Here is a 26,414-nt window from a genome sequence, read left to right on the forward strand (position 1 = left end):
ACCTCCGGCGCGGGCCCAGCTCGCGCCGTCTCACCCCGATGCGGAGGGGTGGCAGAGTGGTTGAATGCGGCGGTCTCGAAAACCGTTTGGCCCTTGTCGGGTCACGAGGGTTCGAATCCCTCCTCCTCCGCCAGTTTTGATGCGCACGAGCCCGTTCGGTTTGACCGGACGGGCTCGTCTGGTATTGCCGAGCGAAGGCGACGCGAAGGAGGCGCCGTGGATACGAGGGGCTTCGGGCTCGTGGCATCATGGCGCGCGCTCACGGCGGCGCGCGGGTGGTGGAAGCCGGTCGCGGTGCTCGCGCTCGTGGGCTGGATCCCGCTCGTCGGCCAGATCGCGGTTTTGGGCTATGCGCTCGAGTGGGGCAGGCTCGCCGCGTGGGGCTCTGACGGGGCGCCGCGCCGCGATGGCGTGGACGTGGGCAAGGTGCTCGTCTGCGGCATCCGAGCCCTCATCGTCCGCACGCCCCTGGTCGTCGCGGCCGGGGCCGCCCTCTGGTTCGCGACGGGCGGTCGCTATGCGGTCTTCTCGCCGCTCGAGGCTGGGTTCTACGGCTCGTGGGTCCAGGCGGCCTCGACGTACCGCATCGATGCCCTGGGCGGCATCGCCTGGGTGCTGGGTCTTGCGATCGGCACCTTCGTCATCGCCGCGATGCTTCGAGCCACGCTCTACGACGCGCTCACGGCGGGGTGGTGCCTCGACAGGCTCGCGCAGATGGTCGCGCGGGACGCCTCGGGCTTCCTGCGCGCCGCGCTCTCCGTCATCCTGGGAGCCGCTGCGGTGGCGGCGCTCTCGCTTCTGGCGGCCGCCGCGCTCGACCTGCCCCTGCAGGCGGGCCTGGCCGGCCTCGCCGCGCACCATGGGCATTGGCATTTCATGTTCGACGGGGGCGCCCTCCTGCACCGTCTCTTCTCGCTCGAGCCCGCGCCCATGCTCATCGCGGTGCTCGGCGCCGCGGCCATCCAGATCGCGTGCGGCGCGGTCGCGGTGGCGATGCAGCTCGCATGCGTCCATACGGTGGCGTGCTGGTTCCGCCGCTTCGACGTGAGCCGTTGGGGCGTGTCCTCGGACCCGCTGCCCCCGGGCACGCCGTCCGTTCCGGGCACGCCGTCCGCACCGGGCCGCTAAGCAGCTTCGCGGCGGGCGCTGCGGCATGTACCGGTTCGGGCCCCGATACCGCCCCGACGTCGTTCCGCATCTGTGGATTCCCGATGTGCTCGCCGCCTGCATGGCGCGGCGGCTGTTCTCGTGCGACCCTTCGGTCTGGCCCTTAAGCTGCGGCGGGAAGATATGGGGAAGGTCCCTGTTGGGAACCGGGCACAGCGCGGAGGGATACCGGACAGCTTCCGGCAAGACGCATCTGGCACCATGGCCCTGTGGAGCGATGTGGGATGTGTGGAGTCACGATGGCGTAGCTGCGCCTTCTTGTGGTTCGGCGTCCAAGCGGCTATAGTATCTGAGTCTTTTCCTGCTTCGGGCGCACCTTCACGACCCGAAGCCGTATGTCCAGAGGAGGTGACAACATGAAGGCTTATGAACTGCTGTTCTTCGTCAATCCTTCCCTCGATCCCGAGACCCGTCTCGCGGTGATGAAGCGTATCGACACCACCATCGCCGAGGCCAATGGCAAGGTTGACAACGTTGACGAGTGGGGCAAGCGCAAGCTCGCCTATGAGATCAACGACCTCACCGAAGGCGACTACACCCTCATCAACTTCCATGCAGAGCCCGCTTCGATCGCGGAGCTCGACCGTGTTCTGCGCATCACCGACGCGGTGGAGCGCCACATGATCGTCCGTCGTGACGACAAGGAGTAGCACGCTGGTATGGAACGGGGCGCGCATGCGCCTCGGGGGAGCGCCCCTAGGGGCATCCCCAAGCACGAGAGGTAGTGAGTCACATGAGCATCAACCGAGTTAACATCTCCGGCAATCTCACCCGTGATCCGGAGCTGCGCATGACGAGCGGCGGCACCCAGGTGCTCTCGTTCGGCGTGGCAGTGAACGACCGCCGGCGCAACCCGCAGACGGGCGAGTGGGAGGACTATCCCAACTTCGTCGACTGCACCATGTTCGGCACGCGTGCGGAGGCGGTAAGCCGCTACCTCAGCAAGGGCTCCAAGGTCGCCATCGAGGGCAAGCTCCGCTACAGCTCGTGGGAGCGTGACGGTCAGCGCCGCAGCAAGCTCGAGGTCATCGTCGATGAGATCGAGTTCATGTCGCGCGGCCAGCAGGGCTCGGGGGACGGCTACGCCTCCCAGCCTGCGTCCCACGGCTACGGGCAGCCCGCGCCGCGTCCCCAGGCGCCTGTCCAGGCCCCGCCGCAGGTCTCCGACGTCTACGACGACGAGATCCCGTTCTAGGGCCTGGCCGAGTGAGTGCGCGACGGGAAACCGCACGCGCAAAACGAAAGGTATTTTGACATGGCTAATGATTACTCCACACGTCAGCCGCGTCGTAAGTACTGCCAGTTCTGCAAGGAGCACACCGAGTACATCGACTACAAGGACACGCAGCTCCTTCGCAAGTACATGACCGATCGCGGCAAGATCAAGCCGCGCCGCGTCACTGGCGCTTGCACGCAGCACCAGCACGACATCGCGAACGCGATCAAGCGTGCGCGCGAGATGGCTCTTCTGCCGTACGCCGTCCCCGTGGTGTCCTCGCGCGGTAACCGCAACCGCGACTAGCCTTCCGCGAGCGACCTGTGATGACCCCCGCTGACCGTCGCTCGGATCCCCGCCAGGGGATCGTGCCCGCAGGGCGTGCCAGCACGAGGAGCGCCCTCTGGTGCATCGAGGTCGCGTTCGCGGTCGTGATCGCGGCGTGGGGCGGCATGCTCGGCACGCTGTTCCTCGCCCTCGGTATCCGGGTGATGGCCGAGCGCTCAGGCGCGCGGTCGTTCGTCCGGAGCGCGGTCGCGGTGGCGGCGGGCCTCGTGTTCGCGACGGTATCGCTGGGCCCGGGCGCGCTGCTCACGGCGTCGATGCCCGTCTGCGCGGGATGCGCGCTCGCGGCGCTCATGTGGGCGCGGCGCGCGACGATCCTCGCGGTGAGCGTCACGGCCGCCGTGTGCACGGCGCTCGGCTTGGCCGTGGACGGCATCTCCCTTGCCACGCAGGGGCTCGATGTCTCCCAGGTCATGCCCGCCTACCTCAGCGAGGCGGCTCGGCTCTATGCGGGAGACGGCGTCCAGGGCGACCTGGTCATGGCTACCGTCGAGCCGATCTTCCGGGCGGTCTGGCCCTTCGTGTACGCGCTGACGGCGCTCATCAACGTCGGGCTGGCGGCGCTCGGCTCCTTCTGGGGAGCGCTGCGCGGCAACGCCGGGGTCCCGTCCCCGCAGGGGATGCCCCCGATCCGGATGCCGCGGCTCGCCACGTTCGACACCCCGCTGTGGGCGGTCGGGCTCCTGGCGGCATCGGTGCTCGGCATCGCCATCGCCGAGCTCGCCGGCGACGCGCCGGGGCTTCTGCTCCCCGCGTCGGTCACCCTGCTTCTGAGCGTGCGGTTCATCTTCGCGCTCCAGGGGTTCGGCGTGCTTTTCGGTCTCATGGACCGGTGGCGGTTCGGGTGCATCATGCGCACGGCGGTCATCGTGGTCGCGGTTTGGCTGGAGGCGATGTTCGTCATGAGCATCGTCGGCCTCGTAGACGTGTGGGCGAACTTCCGCAAGATTCCGCGGGGGAACGCCGGCACGGAGGCGCAAGATAAGTAATGCGCTGCACCATGCAGCGCGCAGGATAGGAGATCTCATGAAAGTCGTTCTTCTTGGTGAGATCAAGGGCAAAGGTGGAGAGGGCGATATCGTCGACGTCGCTCAGGGCTACGCCGAGAACTACCTGTTCCCTAAGAAACTCGCCGTTGCGGCTACCAAGGGCAACCTGAAGCAGCTCGAGGAGCGCCGCAACAACATCGCGAAGCGCGAGGCTGTGCGCATCGCCGATGCCAACAAGCTCAAGGAGACCCTTGAGGGCAAGCAGGTCACGGTCGACGTCAAGGTCGGCGAGGAGGGCATCCTCTTCGGTTCCGTGACCGCCGCCATGATCGCGGACGCCATCAAGGACCAGCTGGGCGTCGAGATCGACCGCAAGCGCGTCGAGCTCGGTAAGCCCATCAAGGTCGCCGGCACCCACGAGGTCGCCATCTCGCTCTACCGCGAGATCCGCGCCAACGTGGTGGTTCTCGTGGGCATCACCGCCGAGGAGGCCGCTGCCGAGGAGACCGCCGAGGTCGAGCAGACCGAGGAGGCCGAGACCGTCGAGGTGGCCGAGGAGGCCGCCGAGTAGCGCTCGCCGCTTTATCGGGTGCGCGCCCGCGCATCCGCTTGGGGCCCGTGCCGCGTCCGTACGCGGTGCGGGCCCTCTTCTTGCAGGGAGGAAAAGTTTCAAGGAGAACTTGAAACTTTCTCTTGACTTTTCCGCAGAGGAAGAAATCCACAGGTGAGATGCTGCTAACGGTGAATATGTCCCTCCCCGGCGGCGGTTTTTCACAAGCTGCTTTCCGGCGCTGCCAGCCTCAGCTGCCGTAGCTGTCCTGCGCTTTGTATAGAACAAGCTCATCTACCTGCGGAATCACAAAACGTACAACTATCGGATTGTAAGGTTACTGCAAGTATCGCATCAGCAGTGAATAACAGCAGGTAGGCTCGGGTGCTGTGGAAAACGTCTTCCAGTCGCGCGGCAAAAATGTGGAAAACGTTGATAACCCGATTCCGTGCAGAATGGGGTACGCGGGTTCTCCACATCGGCATGTTGAAAGCCGAACGGGCCGAAAAGGTCGCATATGCGGCCCGGATGCGGCCGCAAGATGCTCTACCATTGATGGCCCGCGAGGTCGGAGAAAGGAAGGATCGCGATGCCGGGCGACTACATGACGGGCTCCATCGACCGCGGTGCGCGCCAGGGGCTCCCCAACAACACCGAGGCCGAGGCCAACGTGCTCTCCGCCATGCTCCTCTCGCCCGAGGTCATCGACGACGCCATCTCGGCGCTTCAGGTCGACGACTTCTACCGCCCCGCCCATCGCGAGCTCTTCGAGGCCATGGTCTCGATGAACGAGCGCGGCATCCCGGTGGACTCGATCTCGGTGGTCGACTACCTCAACTCGCAGGGCAAGCTCGGTGCCGTGGGCGGCGAGGCCTACATCCTGGAGCTCGTGGGCAACACCATCGCGCTCGTGAACTGGCAGCACCATGCCGAGATCATGCGCCGCGACTCGCTGCTGCGCGAACTCATCTTCGCCGCCGGCAAGATCAGCGACCTCGCCTACGACGCCCCGCTCGATGCCAAGGAGGCGGTCGAGCAGGCCGAGAGCCTCGTCCTCAAGGTCACCGACCGCGAGGTCTCGAGCGCCTACCGCACCCTCACCGACTACATGATCGAGGCCTACAACGAGGCGTCCGAGGTCTGCGCCGCGGGCGGCCAGGCGCACGGCGTGGCCACGGGCTTCCCGAGTCTCGACCGGCTGCTTCTGGGCCTGCGCGAGGGCCAGCTGATCATCCTGGGCGCCCGCCCCGCCGTGGGTAAGACCTCGTTCGCGCTGAACCTCGCCCTCAACGCCGCGGCCGAGGGCTTCACGGTCGGCTTCTTTTCGCTCGAGATGAGCGGCAAGGAGATCGCCCAGCGCCTCATCTGCGCCCAGGCGATGCTCTCCATCTCGGACTTCCGCACCGGGCGCATCTCGCCCGAGCAGTGGTCGAACATCAACGAAGCCACCCAGGAGCTCTCCAAGCTCGACATCCTCATCGACGACACCCCCGGCACCACGATCACCGAGATCCGCGCCAAGGCGCGTCGCATGCTCCACAACAAGGAGAACGCCGTCATCATCCTGGACTACCTGCAGCTCGTGAGCCCGCCGGCAGGCCGGCATGCCGAGAACCGCGCCGTCGAGGTCTCCGAGATGAGCCGCGGCCTCAAGATCCTCGCGAAGGACCTGGGCGTGCCGGTCATCTCGCTCTCCCAGCTCAGCCGTGCCGTCGAGAGCCGCACCGGCAAGCGGCCGCAGCTCTCGGACCTGCGCGAGTCCGGTTCGATCGAGCAGGACGCCGACATCGTCATGTTCCTCGACCGCTCGGCAGACGAGCAGGAGGCCTCGCGCGACGACCGCCCCGATATGGGCGTCACGCGCGTCATCGTCGCGAAGAACCGTTCCGGCCCCATCGGCGATGTGGACCTCGCCTTCGTGCCGCAGTCGACCAAGTTCTACGAGCTGGACGGCTTCCACGAGGGCTGATGCCTTCGGGGGCGGCCGGTGTCGGCGGGGGAGGCGCGACCTTCCCTGCGCTCGCGTCGACTGCCCGGGTGGACGGCTGCCATTCGATCGATTCGTGTACATCTGCGAGGGCGCGTCTGCAGTTCGAGCATTTTGTGCATAGATTTCGGGGTTCATAAGTTGCTCGAATTGCATATTCGAGACCGTTGTTTTATAAAACACCTGGTAAATGGCTTACCCGATATCCTCTGACCACGACGTGTTTGTTCATTTTTCAATCGAATGGAATTCGGTGACACTCGCCATTCAAATGAACCTCGAATTGCGCCGTTCCTGCAATCCGCTGTTCAAATGAATGTCGAATGGCAGGCGCCCCGTTACCCGGAATGAATGTCGAATGGCAGGCGCCCCCGGTACCCGGCGTCTTGCGACCGCCGCACGCCCGCGTACCGTGAAGGAACGGTTTGCGCCCGCGCCTTCCTGCGGTCTGCGGATATAATGGGAATGTTGTGTTACGCGCGCGCGGCGGCATGCTCGCGCACGCATGATGGATAGGAGTTGAGCATGGGCTCGGCAGTGCTGGTGGGAACCCAGTGGGGCGACGAGGGCAAGGGCAAGATCTGCGACCTGATCGCCCAGGATTTCGATTGCGTCGTGCGCTTTCAGGGCGGCAACAACGCGGGTCACACCATCGTGGTGGGGGACCGCAAGTACGGCCTGCACCAGGTCCCGTCGGGCATCATGTACCCCCAGTGCATCTCGGTCATCGGCAACGGCTGCGTCGTGAACCCCAAGGTGCTGCTCGAGGAGATCGACATGTTCGAGGCCGACGGCATCTCCACCGCCAACCTCAAGGTCTCGGGCAATGCGCACGTCATCATGCCGTACCACATGGTCCTCGACGGCGCCTACGAGGAGCTGCTGGGCAGCCATAACATCGGCACCACCAAGCGCGGCATCGGCCCGTGCTACCAGGACAAGATGGCCCGCATCGGCCTGCGCATGCAGGACCTGCTCGACGAGGGCGTCTTCCGCGACAAGCTGTCCCGCGCGCTCGACCGCGTCAACCCGCAGCTCGAGAGCATCTTCGGCCTGCCCACCTTCACCGTCGACGAGATCGCCGACGAGTATCTGGGCTACGCCGAGCGCCTGCGCCCCTACATCTGCGAGAGCGGGCGTCTGCTCAACGACCTCATCGACGAGGGCAAGTCCATCCTCTTCGAGGGCGCGCAGGCGACGCTGCTTGATATCGACCACGGCACCTACCCGTTCGTGACCTCCTCGAACTGCACCGCCGGCGGCGCGGTGACCGGTTCGGGCGTGGGCATGAAGAACATCGACCGCGTGCTCGGCATCATGAAGGCCTACATCACGCGCGTCGGCTCGGGCCCCATGCCCACCGAGCTCGCCTATGAGACCGAGGAGGGCCATATCCTCACGGAGCAGGGCTACGAGTACGGCGTCACCACCGGTCGCCGCCGCCGCTGCGGCTGGTTCGACGGCGTGATCGCGAACTACTCCGCCCGCGTGAACGGCCTCACCGACATCGCCCTCACCAAGCTCGACGTGCTCTCCGCCTTCGATACCATCAAGGTCTGCGTCGCCTACGACGTCGACGGCGTGCGCTACACCACGGTGCCCGAGCACGAGAGCCACTTCGCGGGCGCGGTGCCGGTGTACGAGGAGGTTCCCGGCTGGAAGGTCGACATCACCGGCTGCCGCCGCTTCGAGGACCTGCCGGCGGAGGCGCGCGATTACGTCGCCCTCATCGAGGACCTCGCGAAGGCGCGCGTGTCGATCGTCGCCGTCGGTCCCGACCGCGACCAGACCATCATGCGCTCCTGGTAAGACGCGGACCGTCAAGGAAAGACACCATGGATCAGTTCGCCATCGTCATCGATAGCGCCGCGGACCTACCCGCCCCGCTCGTCGAGAAGTACGGCCTGCGCGTCGTGCCGCTGCATGTCACGTTCGGTACCACCGAGTACTCCGACGGCGTGGACATCGAGATCGCCGAGTTCCTCGACCGCCTCGAGGGCATCGACGAGCTGCCCATCACCTCGCAGCCCGCCCCGGCCGACTTCCTCGCCGTCTACAACGGGCTCATCGACGAGGGCTACACCCAGATCCTCTCCATCCACCTCTCCGCCGCGCTCTCCGGCACGTGCGAGTGCGCGCGCGGCGCGGCGGCCTACGTCGCGAACGGGCGCGGCGCCCGCATCGAGGTCTTCGACTCCTGCGCCGCCACGGTCGAGCAGGGCGCGATGGCGCTCGAGGCGGCCTGCATCGCCCGCGCGGGCGGCACCCTCGACGAGGCGCTTCGGCGCATCGAGGACATCCGCCGCACGAGCCGTATCTACTTCATCCCCGATACCCTCGACAACCTGGTGAAGGGCGGGCGAGCGAGCAAGTTCCAGGGCATGGCGACCTCGCTGCTCAACATCAAGATCGAGGTCTCGCTTACCGAGACCGGCGCGATCGAGGTGCTCCACAAGGCGAAGGGCATGAAGAACGCGGTCACGCATATCGTGAAGCTCATGGCCGAGCAGGCCGAAGAGATGGGCCCGCTCGTCTTCTACAAGCTGCATACCAAGGCCTACAAGGCGCTCGAGTACATGGACGCGGCGCTTGAGCGAACGGAGGCGCCGCTGCGCTGCCTCACGGTCGCGACCATCGGCCCCACCATCGCGACGCACGTGGGCCTGGGCGCGGTGGGGCTGTTCGCCTATCCGGAGGAGTACCACAACCCCGAGCTCGACGGCATCGCCGAGTACCTGACCCCGAAGTTCTAGGCCGGCAGGGGCATCGCCGGCGGGAGGAGGAGCCATGACCGTTGACCGTCAGACCATCGACATCCTACTGCTGGGCAGCGGCGGCCGCGAGCACGCGCTCGCGATGAAGCTCGCCGAGAGCCCGCGCTGCGGCACGCTCTACATCGCGCCGGGCAACGGCGGGACCGCCCAGGTGGGCGAGAACGTCGCGCTCAGCGAGGAGGACCCCGCCGCGGTCGCCGACTTCGCGGTGAACGCCGGCGTGGGCCTCGTGGTGATCGGCCCCGAGGCGCCGCTCGTCGCCGGCGTCGCCGACGCGGTGCGCGCCGCCGGGATCGCGTGCTTCGGCCCCGGTGCCGCCGGTGCCGAGGTCGAGGGCTCCAAGCGCTTCTCCAAGGAGCTCATGGGCCGCGCGGGCGTCCCCACGGCCGCCTACGGCTCCTTCACCGACGAGGCCTCCGCGCTCGCGTACGTGCGCGAGCAGGGCGCCCCGCTCGTGGTCAAGGCGGACGGCCTGGCCGCCGGCAAGGGCGTGGTCGTCGCGACCGAGCTCGCCGAGGCCGAGGAGGCCGTGCGCGAGTGCTTCGCCGGCGCGTTCGGTGCGGCGGGCTCCACCGTGGTCATCGAGGAGATGCTCACCGGCCCCGAGTGCTCGCTGCTGGCGTTCACCGACGGCAAGACCGTGCGCCCCATGGCCACCGCGCAGGACCACAAGCGCGCCCTCGAGGGCGACCTCGGCCCCAACACGGGCGGCATGGGCGTCTACAGCCCGGTCCCCATCGTGACCGATGACGAGCTCGCCGCCATGAAGCAGGCGCTCGTCGATACCGTCGCCGAGCTCGCCGCCGAGGGCATCGACTACCGCGGCTGCCTCTACGGCGGCTTCATGCTCACGCCGGAGGGGCCCAAGGTGCTCGAGTTCAACGCGCGCTTCGGCGACCCCGAGACCCAGGTGATCCTCCCGCGGCTCGAGAACGACCTGGTGGAGGTCATGCTCGCCTGCGCGGAGCAGCGCCTCGACGAGGTCGAGCTCTCCTGGCGCGACTCGTGGGCCGTCGCCGTGGTGCTCACGAGCGCCGGCTACCCGGGGTCGTACGAGAAGGGCAAGGTCATCACCGGTGTCGAGGACGCCGAGGCCATGGAGGGCGTCACCGTCTACCACGCGGGCACGGCGGTCCGCGATGACGGCGAGCTCGTGACGTCCGGCGGCCGCGTGATCGCCGTCACGGCGCTCGGCGATACCTTCGAGGCCGCCCGCGACCTCGCCTACGAGGCCTGCGGCAAGATCGACTTCGAGGGCAAGACGCTTCGCCGCGACATCGGGCTTCGGGCGCTCAAGGGCCGCGAGGCCTGGGCGTAGGGGCGGTTGCCCCCCGATCGGGCGGTCGAGAAAACAGCACGACGTTCAAGCGGGCGCGGGCCGTTGGGTCCGTGCCCGCTTCAGTTAGCGCCCGGATGAGCGTGCTTCTGTCGAGGCACAGATGCAGGCGCACTCCGCAAGCCGGCACAAAACCGCCCGAACGCGCTACCCGCGCTGGCCCCGCTGCTCCATCCAGGAAAGGGCCTGCCGGTAGACCTGCATGCCGGTCGCGTCGGTGACGTCGCGGTCGAAGTCATGCGGCAGGTAGTAGACGGTCTTCATGACGGCGTCGGGCGCGAGGCGCGCGAGCGTCTTCGAGATGCGCAGCGGCACGTCCTCGTCGCCGGAGCTCGCCGTCGCGAAGAGGGGAGGCAGCTGGGCGATGTCCTCGGCCGTGAGCGACCAGGCCTCGGGCGTGCGCTCGCTCGAGGCGCCGTCGAGGCCCATGAGGTCGAGCCAGGCCCCCTCGTGCTGGCGCGCGTAGACGTAGAGCCCGTAGCGCAGCGGCTTGGGGCCCGAGGTGGGCGGCTCGTCGCGCACCATCCCGGCGACGGTCGCCTGCGAGACCTCGGGCAGCGCGGCGTACGCCTTCGCGGGCTCGCGGAAGGCAGGGTCGGTGAGGTCGTAGTAGCCGTAGAAGCTCAGGATGCCAAGGGGCTGCGGCAGCGGGGCCTCGGCGGCGCGCCGGCGGATCTCCCGCGCGAGCACGAGCGCGAGGTACGCCCCTGCCGAGCGCCCGAAGAGGAAGTAGCCATCGAGCTCGCCTGTCTGGATGGGCCGCGCGATCGCGCCCTCCCAGCAGGAGAAGAGGGCCTCTGCCGTCTCGGGCAGCGCGGACTCGGGCGCGAGCGGGTAGTCGGCGCAGACGAGCGTGTAGCCGGCATCCGCGAACGCGCGCACGTAGGGCGCGGGCAGATCGTCGCGCTCACCGTACACGAGGCCGCCGCCGTGCAGGTAGAACACGGCGATGCGCTGGTCCGCCTCCGCGCGGGGCGGGACGACGGTCGTGAGCCCTGCGTTCGTGTCTGCCATGGCCATCAGCCCTTCCTCAGGGTGTAGATCTTGTCCGCAAGGATGATCTGCAGGTAGTCGTTGGGGTCCTTGACGTTGATGCGGTAGACCTCGCGCGCGCGTTCCACGCGGTAGCGCACGGTCTTGGGGTGCAGGAACAGCTCCTCGGCGGTCTTGGGGTAGCTGATGCCGTTCTCGCACAGGCGCACGAGCGTGTTGAACAGCTCGGGCTGCTCGTCGTGCATGCGCGTGAGGCGCGGGTCGATGAGCTTCTCCTGCTGGAGGTGGTCGTCGGAGCCGAGCAGCAGCTTGTAGATGCCTAGGTCGTCGAAGCGCATCGAGACGTCGCGGTAGCCCGAGTCGTCGAAGAGCCTGTAGGCGTTTATGACGTCGTTGTTGATCTCGGGCAGCCGGTAGCGGTCGGTGGAGCTCGAGAGCACGGCGAAGTGCGTGAAGAGCGGCAGCGTGGACGACTCGTGCAGCTTGGTGAGGATGCGCTGCACCTCGTCGATGTCGATGCCCGAGAGCTCGCTGCGGTAGTTGTGCAGCACGAGCAGGCGGTCGCCGTTCACGTAGTAGACGATGCCCGGGTATGCCGAGCGCAGGCGGCGGCGGATGGCCTGGTGCAGCTCGTCCTGGCGGTCGGTGTCGCTCGGGTCGAGCAGCGTGGAGCGCACGAGCAGGACCTCGTAGAGCGGGAAGCGGTCGACGTTGAGCAGCGCGAGCGCCTCGTCGACGCGCTCCTCGGAGCCGAAGCGGCCGAGCAGCAGGTCGTGCACCGTGTTGTTGTTCTGGTAGAAGAGCTTCTGCTTGACGGCGTTCTGCTTCAGGATCTCGATCTGCAGCAGGCTCACGATGTTCTCGACGAGCATCGTGTCGACCTGCGAGAGCTCGGTGCCGTCGCTGTGGATGATGAGGTAGTAGTCCACCCCGTCCGAGCTGGGGATGCGGACGGCGAGCGCGTTCTCGACGCGGTCCGCGCCGTCGAGCATGTCGGGCACGGACGCGTCGGAGGCGGCCTCGTGGCCGCCCGCGTCGCCGTCTGCGTCCGCACTCTCGGAGGCGTCGCGGTAGAAGAGGCGCGCGTCGAAGTAAGCGTGCGTCTGGTAGGGGCTCGGGTCGCGCCGCGTTAAGGAGTAGCCCGTGAAGGCCGCCCGCGCGGGGTTGGTGCTGAGGCGCCGGTCCCGCTGCGTGTCGAGGTAGGTCGTGTCGGCCATGAGCGAGTTCTTGAGCGTGTTCAGGATGTAGGAGATCGACGGCTGCTTGAGCGCGAGCGTCATCACGTGGCGATGCGACTCGTAGAAGCGGTTGAGCAGCGTGAGGTTGGTGTCGAGCACGTGCCCGAGGACGTCCATGAGGATGGCCTCGTATTTGACCTGGGGCGAGAGGCGGATGAGCGGCAGGTCGAAGTCGTCGCAGAGCTCCACGATCTCGCGGGGGATCTCGTCGACGGCGCGGCCGGGCTTGATGGCGAGCGCGCCGATGCCGATCGTGCTCATGGTGCGGAAGAACCTGCCGAGCCCCACGGCGTCGAGGTCCTCGAGGGCGAAGTAGCTCGAGATGATGAGCTGGTTGCGCCTGCCCCAGTTCTGGATGTCGGCGCCCTCGAGGATCATCGCGCTCTCGATCTCGTTGTCCAGATGGGACGAGCCGGCGACGACCTCCGAGCCCGCGAAGGAGGGCAGCGAGAGCATCTCCTTGACGTGCATGGTGCCGACCCCCCTCCTTGGATGCTGGGCGAACAGGCTGGAATCATGCGGTCTTATGCATCAGAACGCGATTTCAGGCCACATTCCAGTATATCGGTACCCAAAAGAGGCTCATTTCCCTAACGGATAAAACCCTTCATCAAATCTTATCCGGCCAGCGCACGGATGCGCGGCCCCCGAATGGTTCAATGCAGTCGCAATACGGTGCGACGAGTATCCCGGGAATGTCGCGCCTGCGCCACGCAGCGGCGTGCGACCTATCCGCCAGATAGAACAGGAGGAACGCGATGCTGCAAACGGTCATCAAGCCGAACTCGTATCAGGACTCCATCAACCTGATGCTGCTCACCAACAAGATCAACACCCTAGACGGTGTGATCCAGAGCCAGATCATGATGGGTACCGACGCCAACAAGGATATCTACCGGGCCGCCGGCCTGCTCACCGATGAGGCCGCCGCGGCAAACCCGTCCGACATGGTCATCGTCGTCGAGAGCGACGACCCCGCCATCCTCGACACGGTGCTCGCCGAGACCGAGGCCTTCCTCGCGGACCTGTCCGTGAAGAAGGAAGCCGCCGGCGGTCCCGCCGAGGCCACGAGCTGGGAAGAGGCCATGGCCCAGCTGCCCGACGCCAACATGGCGCTGTTCTCGATCCCCGGCGAGTACGCCGCCCCCGAGCTCGAGCGCGCGCTCGATCTGGGCCTCAACGTGTTCTCCTTCACGGACAACGTGCCGCTGGAGGACGAGGTCCGTCTCAAGAAGAAGGCGCATGAGAAGGGCCTGCTCTTCATGGGTCCCGACTGCGGCACCGGCGTGGTGTCGAGCGTCCCCGTGGCGTTCACGAACGTCATCAACCCGGGCAACATCGGCATCGTCGGCGCCTCCGGCACCGGCATCCAGGAGGTCACCTGCATGATCGACCGCCTGGGTGGCGGCTGCGTGCACGCCATCGGCACCGGCGGCCGCGACCTCAACGAGAAGGTCGGCGCCGTGACCGTGAAGGACGCCATCGTCGCCCTCGAGAACCATGACGCGACCGACGTCATCTGCGTCATCTCCAAGCCGCCCGCGCCCGAGGTCCGCGACGAGGTCGTCGACCTGCTCGAGAAGTGCACCAAGCCCGTCGTGGCCATCTTCATCGGCGAGAAGCCCGAGGCGCACCAGGGAAAGGTCTACCTGGCCCACACGCTCGAGGAGACCGCCCGCATCGCGGTCGACCTCGCCAACGGCGCCGAGGTCAAGAAGAACTACCTCGAGCCGCTCGACTTCACCTGCGACGAGCCGCTCCCCGAGGACAAGACCGTCATCGGCCTGTACTCCGGCGGCACGCTGGCCGGCGAGGCCGCGATGATGATCACCGAGGCGCTCAACCTCGGCTCCATCATCAAGGAGGACGGCTACATGCTGCGCCACGGCGGCTACGACGTCATCGACCTCGGTGACGACGTCTACACCCAGGGCCGTCCGCACCCCATGATCGACCCGGACGTCCGCATCAAGATGATGCGCGACTACTGCGACATGGACACCACCGGCGTCATCGTGTTCGACTGCGTGCTCGGCTACGGCTGCCATCCCGACATGGCCTCCGCGCTCGCGCCGGTCATCGCCGAGTGCAAGGCCAAGGCCGAGGCAGACGGCCGCACCATCCAGTTCGTGGGCACCGTCGTGGGCACGAGCCACGACCCGCAGGACTACGAGCGCTCCATCAAGATCCTCGAGGACGCCGGTGCGCGCATGGAGCCCTCCAACGCCATGGCCGTCCGCGCCGCGCTCGAGTTCAAGGGCATCCACTTCACCGAGGAGGACCGCGAGGTCGTCCCCTACGAGGTCAAGGACGCCACGCCGCTGCCCGAGCCCTCCGAGGCCGTCATGGAGCTCCTCACCACGAAGCCGCGCGTCATCAACGTCGGCGTCGAGAGCTTCAACGACCCGCTGCGCGCCTACGGCGCCAAGAGCGTCCAGTACACCTGGAAGCCCATGGCCGGCGGTAACAAGCGCATGATCCACCTCCTCACCGAGCTCGCCAAGGTAGAGGGCATCGACGAGGCCAACGAGCGCATCTGCCAGCGCTTCAAGGAGAGCCAGCCGCAGCTCGTCGACGTCGTGGTCGCCAAGGACGTCATCCCCGAGCTCAACCGCGAGAAGAAGACCCTCCTGCATGCCGGTCCCCCGATCACCTGGGAGAACATGCAGGGCCCCATGCGCGGTTCGTGCATCGGCGCGGCGCTCTTCGAGGGCTGGGCTGAGACCGAGGAGGACGCGGTCAAGATGCTCGAGGCCGGCGAGGTCGAGTTCATCCCCTGCCACCACTGCCACGCCGTGGGCCCCATGGGCGGCATCACCTCCGCCAACATGGCCGTGCTCAAGATCGTGAACCTCGCTGACGGCACCACCGCCTACTGCACCATGAACGAGGGCATCGGCAAGGTCCTGCGCTTCGGCGCCTACAGCCAGGAGGTCGTCGACCGCCTGCACTGGATGGCCGACGAGCTCGGCCCGGTGCTCTCCAAGGCGCTCAAGCTCTCCGACGGCGGCATCAATCTGAACGTGCTCATCGCGCGCGCCATCACCCAGGGCGACGAGTTCCACCAGCGCAACATGGCCGCCACGCTCAACTTCCTCAAGGAGGTCGCGCCGCTCATCGTCAAGACCGACGCCCCCGAGGACGCCAAGGAGCGCGTCATCCAGTTCCTGGCCGACACCGACCAGTTCTTCCTGAACATCATGATGGCCATGGGCAAGTCGATCGTGGACTACGTCCGCAAGGACGAGGAGGGCTGCGTCGTCTCCACCATGACCCGTAACGGCTACGAGTTCGGCGTGCGCGTCACCGGCCTCGGCGACCAGTGGTTCACCGCGCCCGTGAACACCCCGATCGGCCTCTACTTCACCGGCTTCACCGCCGAGGACGGCTGCCCGGACAACGGCGACTCCGCGATCTGCGAGACCGTCGGCGTGGGCGGCATGGCCATGGTCGCGGCCCCCGGCGTCACCCGCTTCGTGGGTGCCGGCGGCTTCGAGGACGCCCTCAACATCTCCAACGAGATGGAGAAGATCTGCGTGGAGCACAACCCCAACTGGTCCATCCCCACGTGGGACTTCAAGGGCACGTGCCTCGGCATCGACATCCGCAAGGTCGTCGCCACGGGCATCACGCCGCTCATCAACACCGGCATCGCCCATAAGAAGGCCGGCATCGGCCAGGTGGGCGCCGGCACCGTCCGTGCCCCGCTCGCCTGCTTCGAGCAGGCGCTCGAGGCCTACTGCGCCAAGCTCGGCATCGAGTAGCGCGCAAGGCAGGCAACCATGAACGTCTCCTCCGCCAGCGATTATGCGCTCCAGCTTCTGGGCGACGCGGCCCAGGGCCGGGTGCACAGCGTGTTCGGCACGAGCTTCAACGTTGAGCTCGCCGGCGAGCTCGTGCACGTGGGCCCGGACGACCAGCCGCTCTCGTGCCTGGGCGTCGCGATCGCGGCGGGGGAGATGCCCTGCGTCCTGCGCGCCATCGAGGCGGGCGACGCGGTCGCATGGGACGGGGCGCGCCTCGTCATCCAGACGGCGTCGCGTCCGGTCTCGCTCCTCATCGCGGGAGCCCCGGTGGCGCACCTGTCCGTCCCGCGCATCGAGGGCGCGCCCGTCGGGCTCGACGCCGCGAGCGCCGCGGCGGTCGCGAGCCTGGATCTCGCCGAGCGCATCGGGCTGCCGTGGTTCGGCGAGGAGCGCTCGGTCGTGGCGCTCACCAGCCTCGCGCGCTTCTCCTCGATGTGCCTGGCGCGCGAGCTCGGCGAGCGGAACCCCCTTCGGGAGGAATCCGCCACGCGCGCGATGCGCTCGGCCGTCGAGTACCTGGTGGGGCGGGGCCTCGGCCTCACGCCGTCGGGGGACGACGTGCTTTGCGGCTACGGCTGCGGCCTCAGGCTCCTCTACGGGGGCTCGGGGCTCGCGCAGACGTTCTTCACCGCCGTCGCGGAGGTCTATCCCGGGAAGACCACCGCGGTCAGCGAGGCGTATCTCAAGGCCATCTGCGCCGGGTACGCCAACGCCGACTACATCGATCTGTGCGCGACCCTGCGCGCAGGCGAGGTGGCGATGCTGCCCGCCCGGCTCTCCCGCGTGCTCGAGGTCGGGCACACCTCGGGTGCGGACGGGCTTCTCGGGTTCGCTGCAGCGTTCTGCTGCCTTATCTAACCGGTTATGGCCACAGCAAGAAAGGAAACGCTTATGGCTACTGAAGTCAAGAAGAAGGGCCCGGACCTGACAGTCCTCATGCTGATCTCGATGGCTGTCGCGGTCGTCGCCGGCCTCGTCGTCGGTCAGCCCATGACCCAGGTCCAGTTCATCGGCGATATCTTCTTCGCCCTCATCCAGATGTCCATCCCCATCTTCGTGCTTGCCACCGTGGTCAAGTCCGTGGGTGGCCTCACCCCGCAGACGCTTTCCGGCATCGCCGGCAAGGGCGTCATCATCTTCATCGTCTCCTCCGGCATCGCCGCGGCGCTCGGCATCGGCCTCGGTGTCCTCTTCCAGCCCGGCGCCGGCGCCGGCACCGACGCCGTCATGGCCGCTGCCGGCTATGATGGCGAGGCCGTCGACATGATGACCATCCAGGACACCCTCACCGGGTTCTTCGGCACCAACATCGTGTCCTCGCTCGCCAACGGCTCGATGATCCAGATCATCATCTTCGCCATCGCGCTCGGCCTGGTCATCAGCTTCTGGCGCCAGACCCATGAGACCTGCATGGTCTACGACGTCATCTCCGAGGTCTCCGACCTGCTGCTCAACATCATCCGCGGTGTCATGAACATCGCCCCCATCGGCATCTTCTGCTACGTCTCCTCCATGGTCGCCTCCGTCGGCATGAGCGTCCTGGTCCCGCTCGCGAAGTACTTCCTCGTGATGGCGTTCGGCATGGTCATCATGTTCGTGGCGTACCTCTTCGTCTGCGGTGCGTACTGCAAGGTGAACCCGCTCAAGCTGGGTGCCAAGATGGGCCGCATGCTCGTCACCGCCTTCACCACCATCTCCTCCGCCGTGACCCTCCCCACCGCTATGGAGGACGCGAAGAAGAAGATCGGCATCCGCGAGGACGTCTGCGACGTGCTCCTGCCCCTCGGCGTGCCGCTGAACTCCAACGGCGTGGCCATCCACATGACCGTGGACGCCCTGTGCATCGCCCAGCTCTACGGCATCACGTTCGGTCCGTCCGACTTCCTGACCTGCTGGCTCATCTGCACCATGATCTCGTTCGTGAACGCCGCCACCCCGGGCGCCTCGCTCGTGTCGCTCACGATGATGATCCCGGCCCTCGGCCTGCCCATGGAGGCCATCGGCATCTTCGGCGGTCTCGAGTACCCCACCGGTGCCACCCGCACCCCGCTTAACGTCACCGGCGACGTCTTCGCCGCGATGCTCGTAGCCGGCCCCGACGGTATCGACCACGACATCTTCGACGGTAAGAAGGAATTCCAAGAGGCTGCATAAGCGGCCGATCCCTCCACATCCGGGGCCGTCGCTTTGGCCACATCTCCTCTCAGCGGCGGCCTCGGAGAATCGCGGGAGCGGGTGCTGACGCGCGCCTGTGGTCCGCGGCCTGCCTCCCGCGCCCGCGATGCCTTGTGACCATCAAGGTTGGTCCCCACTCGGACCTAAAAGCCTTGTAGCGGCCCTCGCGCCGCAGCCGCCCTTCTGGGCGTGTCTCATCAACCTACGTGGGGAAGAGTGGTTTCCCCTAGGGAATCAGTGATTACCATGAGCAATGAAGGTACCCTAAGTACCCGTAAATTCAAGTACAACGCCACGCTCGCCATCGTGATCGGTATGGTCGCCGGCTACATCGCCGGCGTCATCGGCGGCCCGGTGATGTCGAACGTCCAGTTCATCGGCGACATCTTCTTCCGCCTCGTCCAGATGGGCATCGTGCCGTTCGTCATGTGCACCATCATCGAGGCCGTGGGCGGGCTCACCGCGCGCGACCTTTCGGGCATCGGCGTGAAGGGCATCGCCTGGTTCGCCGGGTCCTCGATCCTCGCCGCCGCATGCGGTGTCGCCGCCGCGACGATCTTCCAGCCCGGTGCCGGCCTTGCCGACACCGCGCTCGTGCAGGACGCTGTCTACGAGGCGACCGGGACGGGCTCCGTGACCGTCCAGGAGACCCTCACGAACTTCTTCAGCAGCAACATCATCTCGTCGATGGGTGCGGGCACCATGGTCCCGTGTATCGTGTTCTCCATCGCGCTCGGGCTGGCCATCAGCTACTGGCGCACCAAGCACGAGGGCGAGCCCTGCCCGCTGTTCGATGTCATCTGCCAGCTCGGCGAGACGCTGCTCATCATCATCCGCGGCGTCATGACGGTCGCTCCCATCGGCATCTTCTGCTACGTCGCCTCGGTCGTCGGCCAGCTCGGTCCCGACGTGCTGCTGCCGCTCCTCAAGTACCTCCTGGTGCTGGGCGGCACGGTCTTCGTGTTCCTGGTGCTGTGGATCGTCGTCGTGTGCGTGCGCTGCGGGCTCAGCCCGGTCGTTCTCATCAAGCGCATCTGGCGCATGTCCATCATGTCCATCGCCACCGTCTCCTCGGCGGTGACCCTTCCGGTCGAGATGGACGATGCGAAGAACAAGATCGGCATCCGTTCGGATATCGCCGACCTGGTGCTGCCGCTCGGCATGCCGCTCAACTCCAACGGCGCCTCGATCCACCTCGCCGTTACCGCCATCACCATCGCCCAGATCTACGGCATGACGTTTGGCGGCTTTGACTTCGTGTACCTTACGGTCATCTCGACGTTGCTCTCGCTCGCGAACGCGGTGGCGCCCGGTGCCGACATCGTCTCGCTGACGATGATCGTGCCGCAGCTCGGCCTGCCGCTCTCGAGCATCGGCATCTTCGCCGGCCTCACCTACCCGGTGGGCGCCATCCGTACCATCCTGAACGTGGACTCCGACGTGTTCTGCGCCATGATGGTGGCGGCCGGGGAGAAGGACGGCATCGACAAAGACGTCTTCTATGGGAAGAAGGCTACCGAGGGTTAGCGCACTTCCCAGCCTGATCGCCGGGCGGCGCCGAGTGTGTCGCCCGGTACACCCGCCGGCCCGGGCCGCTGCCCAGGCCCAACTCAAGGAGGTTTCCCTATGATCGTCCCCCGTGAAGAACTCAAGCAGCTCATGAAGAACAAGTTCATGGCCGCCGGCCTGCACGAGGACCACGCCGAGGACATGGCCGAGGTGCTCACCTGGTCGTCCGAGCGCGGCCTGCACAGCCACGGCGAGGTGCGCGTCGAGTACTACACCGAGCGCATCTCCAAGGGCGGCACGACCATCGACCCCGAGTGGACCTGGAAGCAGACCGGCCCCTGCTCGGGTATCCTCGACGGCGACAACGGCTGCGGCTACCCCTTCGCCATCCAGGGCATGAAGAAGGCCATCGAGCTCGCCAAGGAGAACGGCATCGGCTTCGTGGGCGTCGCCAACGTGGGCCACACGGGCGCCATCAGCTACTACACCGAGATGGCCGCCAAGGAGGGCATGATCGGCCTGTCCTGCACCCAGTCCGACCCGATGGTCATCCCCTACGGCGGTGCCGAGCCGTTTTACGGCACGAACCCCATCGCCATCGCCGCCCCCACGGCCGACGGCCGCATCGTGAGCTTCGACATGGCCACGACCGTGCAGGCGTGGGGCAAGATCCTCGACGCCAAGAGCGCCGGCCGCTCCATCCCCGAGGGCTGGGCGGTCGATGAGGACGGCCTGCCCGTCACCGACCCGCACAAGGTCAACGCGCTCGTCGCCATCGCCGGCGCCAAGGGCTACGGCCTCATGATGATGGTCGACATCCTCTCCGGCGTGCTGCTGGGCGTGCCCGCGGGCAAGCACGTCTCGTCCATGTACCACGACCTCTCCGAGGGCCGTCGCCTCGGCCACCTGAACGTCGCGATCAACCCCGAGTTCTTCTGCGGCGACAAGCAGTTCCGCGAGGCCATGTCCGTCGTGCTCGACGAGCTCAACGCCGTCAAACCGGGCGTGGGCTTTGACAAGGTCTACTGGCCGGGCGAGCGCGCGCAGCTGCGCATCCAGGCCACCAAGGATGCCGGCGGCATCGAGGTCGTCGACGACATCTACGATTACCTGGTCTCCGACGACCTGTATCGCCACAGCTGGGACCACAAGAACCGCTTCGCGGAGTAAGCTCCCACGACCCCATCTGATGTGTGACCGCGTGCCGCCCTTGCGTCGATATGTGCGTGATGCGGTGCGGGATACCGCAAGGGCGGACGCGGCGTAAGAGACGAAAGAGAAGGTGAATAACATGGGAGTGAGCATCAAACGCATTCTCAAAGGCATCGCGCTCGCTTTGCCCCTCTTCTTGGCTACGGCGGTTCCCGCCTTCGCCGATGAGGCGTCTGGTATGGCACCGGCACCTGAGGGTGCCATGGCATTTGTGGTCATCATCCCGCTCGTGGTGATTATCGCGCTGCTCATCATGAAGGTGGATATGTTGATTGCCGGTCTTGCCGGCGGCGCGCTCGCTATGGTCATAGGCGGTATTGGCATCGCCGACCTGCAGGCGCAGCTGCTGGAGACGGTTCCCAGCATGCTTTCGAATACCGCTCCCATCATCAACTCCGCTGTGGCGACCGCCGTGTTCAAGTCGGGCGGCTACATGGCGGCTCTCATGCTCGTGCGCCGCGCGGTTGGCGAGCGTACGTGGATTATGGCGGCGTTCATCGTGCTGCTGCAGTCTGCGGCTACATACATGTCGGGCATTGGCGGCGGCTCAGCCATGGTTATTGCCCCGCTCGCCTTCGCTGCGCTCGGTGCCATCCCCGAGTTGATCGCGGGCATGTGCGTCGCTACGGCAGTGTGCTTCACCACCTCGCCCGCCTCGCTCGAAACGAGCATGCTTACGCAGTTCACGGGTGCCTCGGTGAATGAATACGTCGACACGATTCGCATCATCACCCTGCTCTTCGTGGCTGTTGGCGTCGGCATCGCGGTCTTTGGCGCCATCAGGCGCAAGGCCGTCTTCGTAGGTGCCGAGGACGAGGAGTTCAAGGACATGACGACCGCCGACCTGGTGCGTACCATGATTCCGGCCGTGTTTTTGCTCTTCGCGGTAATCGGCGGCCCGTTCATCAATAGCGCCGTGGGCATGCCGGTGCTCGGAACCGCCGCCTATATGATTATCACCGTGGCGCTCATCGGCATGTGCACGAAATTCACGTTCAACGAGAGCTGCCAGGCGTTCATCGATGGGTCGTCCTATATCTTGACGCGCTTGCTCGGCGTCGCCGTGTTCCTGGCCTTCATCAACGTCATCCGCGATACGGGGGCCTTCACATCCATCGTGAACGTCGCGCAGACGGCTCCCGCGTTCTTGCTCGTACCCGCCATGATCCTTGCGGGCTTCCTCATCGGCTTCCCTGCTGGCGCCTACGTAGGCTCCATCCTTGCGCTCATCCTGCCCATCGCCGTTTCTTTGGGTTTCTCGCTCTTCGAGGTTGGTCTTGTGACCATTGGCGTTGGCTTCGGCAGTCAGATAGCGTACGTGAACATCACCATGCAGGCGATGTCCTCCGGCTTCCAGATTCCTATCGACAAGGTTGTTAAGGGCAACTTGCCATGGGTTGCCGCGTCGCTTGCCGTGTTGCTGGTCCTTGGCTTCGTGCTGTAAGCGGAGCTTGGTATCAGCCGTCTTTGTAGGGAGATTATCCATATCGTGCAAAGGAGTGGGTCAATGGACATGGAGCTTCTTATTACTAACGCTGCGGTTCCGGGATATGACGGCTTGGTCGACGTCGCCGTTGCAGGCGACCGCATCGCCGCAGTGGGAACCGGGCTCGCGTGCGATGCGGCGCGCATCATCGATGCCGAGGGGCGCGTGCTCATTCCCTCGCTCGTCGACAGCCACATTCACCTCGATAAGGCCTACATCATGGATCGCCTGCCCAACAAATCGGGCACGCTCCAGGAGGCAATCGCGGTGACGGCGCAGCTCAAACCGACGTTCACTAAGGAAGACGTGGTGGAGCGCGCGACGCGCGCCATGAAGACGCTGCTGCGCTACGGTACCACCTATATCCGCACGCACGCAGAGTTCGACCCTGCGCAGGGCTTCACCGGGTTCGAGACGGTGCTCGAGATGCGCGAGAAGTATCGCGACCTCATGGACATCCAGGTTGTCGCTTTCCCGCAGGAGGGCATTTTCAAATGTCCGGGTGTGGAGCAGATGATGGTCGAGGCAATGGAGATGGGTGCTGACGTGGTTGGTGCCATTCCATACAATGATACGCCCGTCGACAAACACCTCGACTTCGTCTTTGACTTGGCGAAGAAGTATGACAAGCCGCTCGACTTCCATCAGGATTTCAAGGACGACGCCGACAACATCACCATCGAGGAGATTTGCGACCGCACGATTGCCGAGGGGATGCAAGGCCGCGTGTCGGTGGGGCACCTCACGGCTTTGGGCGCGCTGCCGGACGCCGAGCTTGAGGCCATCATGCGTAAGATGGCGGACGCGCAGATCAGCGTCATGTGCTTGCCCATGACTGACCAGCATCTGGGCGGCCGCAATGACGCCTACAATGTGCGCCGCGCCGTGACGCCCGTTCGCAAACTACGTGACGCGGGTGTGAACGTGTGCTTCGCCACAAACAATATCCGCAACGCCTTTACGCCGTATGGCACCGGGGACCTGTTCCAAGTTGCCATGCTGGGCATTCCCGTGTGTCACTTGGGCGGTGCCGACGATCTGCCGACCGTTCTGCCCATGATGACCGAGAACCCGGCGCGGGCCATCGGCCTCGAGGGTTACGGAATTGCGGAGGGCAACAAGGCCGATATGGTTCTGCTCGACACCACATCTGTGCAGACTGCTGTCATCGACCTGCCCGAGCGCCTCTACGTGATCAAGAACGGCAAGGTCATCGTCGAGACTCATACACAGATCGAGACCTCCTTCTAGTTGTATCTGATCATGTTCGCTTCAGATGCCGACATGGTCGTATAGAGAAAGGATTTTGCTATGTCCAAGCCTCTTGGCAAGCCCGAGCGCATCGTCGTCGCGCTGGGCGGCAACGCTCTCGGCAACACGCCCGAGGAGCAGATCGAGAAGGTGGGCAACGCCGCCCACGCGCTGCTCGGCCTCATCGAGCAGGGCAACGAGATCATCATCACCCACGGCAACGGCCCGCAGGTCGGCATGATCCAGAATGCCTTCGCGGCCGCCCACGACGCCATCGGCACGCCGGCTATGGACCTGCCCGAGTGCGGCGCCATGAGCCAGGGCTACATCGGCTACCACTTGCAGCAAGGCCTCGGCCGTGAGCTGCACAAGCGCTACAAGCGTTGGCACGTCGCCTCCGTGGTAACCCAGATCGAGGTCGACCCCGATGACCCGAGCTTCCAGAACCCCACGAAGCCCATCGGCCCCTTCTACACCGAGGAACAGGCCAAGGAGATTATGGCCGAGGACCCGTCCAAGGTCTTCGTGGACGACTCAGGCCGCGGCTGGCGTCGCGTCGTCGCCTCGCCCGATCCCAAGAAGATCGTCGAGGCTCCGAGTATCCTGAACCTGCTCGACAACGAGTTCATCGTCATCGCCTGCGGTGGCGGCGGCATCCCGGTCGTGCGCGACTACAATAACAAGGGCTGCTACAAGGGCGTTGCGGCCGTCATCGACAAGGATGCCGGCGGCGAGCTGCTCGCCGAGGACTGCGACGCCGACGTGCTGTTCCTGCTCACCGCCGTGGAGCATGTGGCCATCAACTTCGGCAAGCCCGACCAGCAGGAGCTGACCGACATCACCGCCGACGAGGCCGAGCGCCTCGCCGACGAGGGCCAGTTCGGCAAGGGCTCCATGGAGCCCAAGGTCCGCGCCGCGATCAAGTTCGCGCGCAGCCGCAAGGGCCGTACCTGCATCATCGGCGCCCTCGACAAGGCAGCCGAGACCATGGCCGGTCTGTCGGGCACCCGCATCCACATGTAGGCGCTCCCGCAGACGCTCGACCTGAACCGGTAACGGACGGGCGGTCCCAGCGGCTCCCGGCGCACGGCGCCCGGTGCCCCGGGGCCGCCCGTCTTCGTAGGCGGGCCGGCCGGCTCCTGCACGACGGCCCGCACATGCCTCGCTCCAGCTACGACATCAGGAGGGTGGTCCCTATGACCAAGAAGATCGTGATTCTCGATGCGTGGGCGACGGTGCCCGGCGACATCTCGTGGGAGCCGATTGCCGAGATGGGGGACCTGACCATCTACGACCGCACCCCGCCCGAGCTCATCGCCGAGCGCATCGGCGATGCGGAGATCGTCATCTCGAGCAAGGTGGTCATCGGCCGCGACGTGTTCGAGCGCTGCCCCAACCTGGAGTACATCGGCCTGCTCTCCACGGGCTACAACGTGATCGATATCGAGGCGGCGCGCGAGCACGGTATCTCGGTGTGCAACGTGCCCGGCTACAGCACCATGGCGGTCGCTCAGATGGCCATGGCGCTCCTGCTCGAGATCACCAACATGGTCGGCATGCACGCCCAGGCGGTGAACGAGGGAAAATGGGTCGAGAGCCCCGATTGGTGCTTCTGGCTCAAGGACCATATCGAGCTGCTCGACAAGACCATGGGCATCATCGGGTTCGGTTCCATCGGGCAGGCGGCGGGAAAGATGGCCAACGCCTTCGGGATGAGGGTCATAGGCCAGAGCCGCCACGCGCATCCCGAGCTCGAGGACGAGATGACCCGTACCACCACCGACGTCGAGGAGGTCTTCCGCGCATCCGACGTGATCCTCGTCTCGGCGCCGCTGAACGACGACAGCCGCGACATCATCCGCAAGGAGAACATCGACAAGATGAAGGACGGCGTGATCGTCATCAACATCGCGCGCCCGGGGCATGTCGTCGAGCAGGACGTGGTCGATGCCCTCGAGAGCGGCAAGATGCGCGGGTTCGGCGCGGACGCGTCCTACACCGAGTGGACCGACGACCACACGGTGCTCGAGGGGGTCGAGAACTGCTACCTCACCCCGCATATCGCCTGGTGCCCCTTCGAGACCCGCCAGCGCATGATCGACATCGTGTGCGACAACCTGCGCCACTACCTCGACGGCGACCGCATCAACTGCGTGAACCCGTAGGGTAGCGCCGGCCGCGAGCGCCGCGACCGTGCATGAAAGAACCCCACTATGCATAAAGTTGGCTCTGAGGGAAGTTCCATGCATCTAGGGGCGAAAGGGGCCGAATTTGATGCGAACGCGATGGTTTTATAGGCCATACCTTGGGGTTAAAGAAAAATCCATACGTGCTTACGCTGAGCGGCGAGAACATACCGCTCACCCGATTGCTAGCGCAA

21 protein-coding genes and 1 tRNA gene are annotated in these 26,414 nt (G+C 65.9%); 20 read left to right on the forward strand and 2 right to left on the reverse strand.

The features are described 5' to 3' along the window. Positions 1-42 precede the first annotated feature (42 nt). The 11 genes from FS885_RS02530 to purD all read left to right on the forward strand — a co-directional run bounded on the left by FS885_RS02530 (position 43) and on the right by purD (position 10,346). Positions 43-133: transfer RNA gene (locus FS885_RS02530), tRNA-Ser, on the forward strand. Between the two features lie 83 nt (positions 134-216). Next, a complete protein-coding gene (locus FS885_RS02535; protein ID WP_186365752.1) occupies positions 217-1,128 on the forward strand; it encodes a DUF4013 domain-containing protein in 912 nt (303 codons plus the stop codon). A gap of 395 nt (positions 1,129-1,523) precedes the next feature. After that, entirely contained in the window at positions 1,524-1,817 is a 294-nt protein-coding gene (gene rpsF, locus FS885_RS02540) for a 30S ribosomal protein S6 (RefSeq protein ID WP_144743443.1), read from the forward strand. Between the two features lie 83 nt (positions 1,818-1,900). Next, on the forward strand, positions 1,901-2,362 hold the full coding sequence (locus FS885_RS02545; RefSeq protein ID WP_144743444.1) for a single-stranded DNA-binding protein: 462 nt from the start codon (positions 1,901-1,903) through the stop codon (positions 2,360-2,362). A 60-nt stretch (positions 2,363-2,422) separates the two neighbouring features. Further along, positions 2,423-2,689: a 30S ribosomal protein S18 gene (rpsR, locus tag FS885_RS02550; RefSeq protein WP_144743445.1), complete on the forward strand. Its 267-nt coding sequence runs from the start codon at positions 2,423-2,425 to the stop codon at positions 2,687-2,689. Between the two features lie 20 nt (positions 2,690-2,709). Further along, positions 2,710-3,717: a YybS family protein gene (locus FS885_RS02555; protein WP_144743446.1), complete on the forward strand. Its 1,008-nt coding sequence runs from the start codon at positions 2,710-2,712 to the stop codon at positions 3,715-3,717. A gap of 37 nt (positions 3,718-3,754) precedes the next feature. Then, positions 3,755-4,288 (forward strand): 50S ribosomal protein L9, encoded by a 534-nt coding sequence (gene rplI / locus FS885_RS02560; RefSeq protein ID WP_144743447.1) that lies wholly within the window; start codon positions 3,755-3,757, stop codon positions 4,286-4,288. A 568-nt stretch (positions 4,289-4,856) separates the two neighbouring features. Beyond that, positions 4,857-6,236, forward strand: a complete 1,380-nt coding sequence (dnaB, locus tag FS885_RS02565; protein ID WP_144743448.1) for a replicative DNA helicase — start codon at positions 4,857-4,859, stop codon at positions 6,234-6,236. A 543-nt stretch (positions 6,237-6,779) separates the two neighbouring features. Then, positions 6,780-8,063, forward strand: a complete 1,284-nt coding sequence (locus tag FS885_RS02570) for an adenylosuccinate synthase (RefSeq protein ID WP_144743449.1) — start codon at positions 6,780-6,782, stop codon at positions 8,061-8,063. A gap of 26 nt (positions 8,064-8,089) precedes the next feature. Beyond that, positions 8,090-9,007 carry a DegV family protein gene (locus FS885_RS02575; RefSeq protein WP_144743450.1) on the forward strand — a complete coding sequence of 306 codons (918 nt, stop codon included), beginning with the start codon at positions 8,090-8,092 and terminating at the stop codon, positions 9,005-9,007. A 34-nt stretch (positions 9,008-9,041) separates the two neighbouring features. Then, positions 9,042-10,346 carry a phosphoribosylamine--glycine ligase gene (purD, locus tag FS885_RS02580; RefSeq protein WP_144743451.1) on the forward strand — a complete coding sequence of 435 codons (1,305 nt, stop codon included), beginning with the start codon at positions 9,042-9,044 and terminating at the stop codon, positions 10,344-10,346. A gap of 165 nt (positions 10,347-10,511) precedes the next feature. On the opposite strand, the gene FS885_RS02585 is transcribed toward purD, so the two are convergent. Both FS885_RS02585 and FS885_RS02590 read right to left on the reverse strand, forming a co-directional pair. Continuing rightward, on the reverse strand, positions 10,512-11,378 hold the full coding sequence (locus FS885_RS02585; RefSeq protein WP_246060737.1) for an alpha/beta hydrolase: 867 nt from the start codon (positions 11,376-11,378) through the stop codon (positions 10,512-10,514). A gap of 5 nt (positions 11,379-11,383) precedes the next feature. Further along, on the reverse strand, positions 11,384-13,066 hold the full coding sequence (locus tag FS885_RS02590) for a PucR family transcriptional regulator (protein ID WP_144743453.1): 1,683 nt from the start codon (positions 13,064-13,066) through the stop codon (positions 11,384-11,386). Between the two features lie 287 nt (positions 13,067-13,353). Here FS885_RS02590 and FS885_RS02595 point away from each other — a divergent pair, with 287 nt between their 5' ends. The 9 genes from FS885_RS02595 (at position 13,354) to FS885_RS02635 (ending at position 26,199) form a co-directional block, all read left to right on the forward strand. Continuing rightward, on the forward strand, positions 13,354-16,359 hold the full coding sequence (locus tag FS885_RS02595) for a bifunctional FdrA/YlbE family protein (protein WP_144743454.1): 3,006 nt from the start codon (positions 13,354-13,356) through the stop codon (positions 16,357-16,359). Positions 16,360-16,377: 18 nt separating this feature from the next. Next, positions 16,378-17,259, forward strand: coding sequence for an oxamate carbamoyltransferase subunit AllH family protein (locus FS885_RS02600; RefSeq protein ID WP_144743455.1), 882 nt, complete (start codon positions 16,378-16,380; stop codon positions 17,257-17,259). Between the two features lie 33 nt (positions 17,260-17,292). Further along, positions 17,293-18,555 (forward strand): dicarboxylate/amino acid:cation symporter, encoded by a 1,263-nt coding sequence (locus FS885_RS02605; protein WP_144743456.1) that lies wholly within the window; start codon positions 17,293-17,295, stop codon positions 18,553-18,555. A gap of 267 nt (positions 18,556-18,822) precedes the next feature. Next, positions 18,823-20,103, forward strand: coding sequence for a dicarboxylate/amino acid:cation symporter (locus tag FS885_RS02610; protein ID WP_144743457.1), 1,281 nt, complete (start codon positions 18,823-18,825; stop codon positions 20,101-20,103). A 99-nt stretch (positions 20,104-20,202) separates the two neighbouring features. Continuing rightward, the gene (allD, locus tag FS885_RS02615) at positions 20,203-21,255 is read left to right on the forward strand and encodes an ureidoglycolate dehydrogenase (RefSeq protein ID WP_144743458.1); all 1,053 of its coding nucleotides are present in this window, start codon (positions 20,203-20,205) and stop codon (positions 21,253-21,255) included. A gap of 220 nt (positions 21,256-21,475) precedes the next feature. After that, positions 21,476-22,741, forward strand: a complete 1,266-nt coding sequence (locus FS885_RS02620) for a hypothetical protein (protein ID WP_222419866.1) — start codon at positions 21,476-21,478, stop codon at positions 22,739-22,741. A gap of 63 nt (positions 22,742-22,804) precedes the next feature. Then, on the forward strand, positions 22,805-24,034 hold the full coding sequence (locus FS885_RS02625; RefSeq protein ID WP_222419867.1) for an amidohydrolase family protein: 1,230 nt from the start codon (positions 22,805-22,807) through the stop codon (positions 24,032-24,034). A 60-nt stretch (positions 24,035-24,094) separates the two neighbouring features. Next, complete coding sequence (gene arcC, locus FS885_RS02630; RefSeq protein ID WP_144743460.1) at positions 24,095-25,057, forward strand: carbamate kinase; 963 nt, start codon at positions 24,095-24,097, stop codon at positions 25,055-25,057. A gap of 173 nt (positions 25,058-25,230) precedes the next feature. Beyond that, positions 25,231-26,199, forward strand: a complete 969-nt coding sequence (locus FS885_RS02635; RefSeq protein ID WP_144743461.1) for a D-2-hydroxyacid dehydrogenase — start codon at positions 25,231-25,233, stop codon at positions 26,197-26,199. The last annotated feature ends 215 nt before the right edge of the window (positions 26,200-26,414 follow it).

The organism is Enorma burkinafasonensis, from assembly GCF_902150035.1.
Taxonomy (GTDB): Bacteria; Actinomycetota; Coriobacteriia; order Coriobacteriales; family Coriobacteriaceae; genus Enorma; species Enorma burkinafasonensis.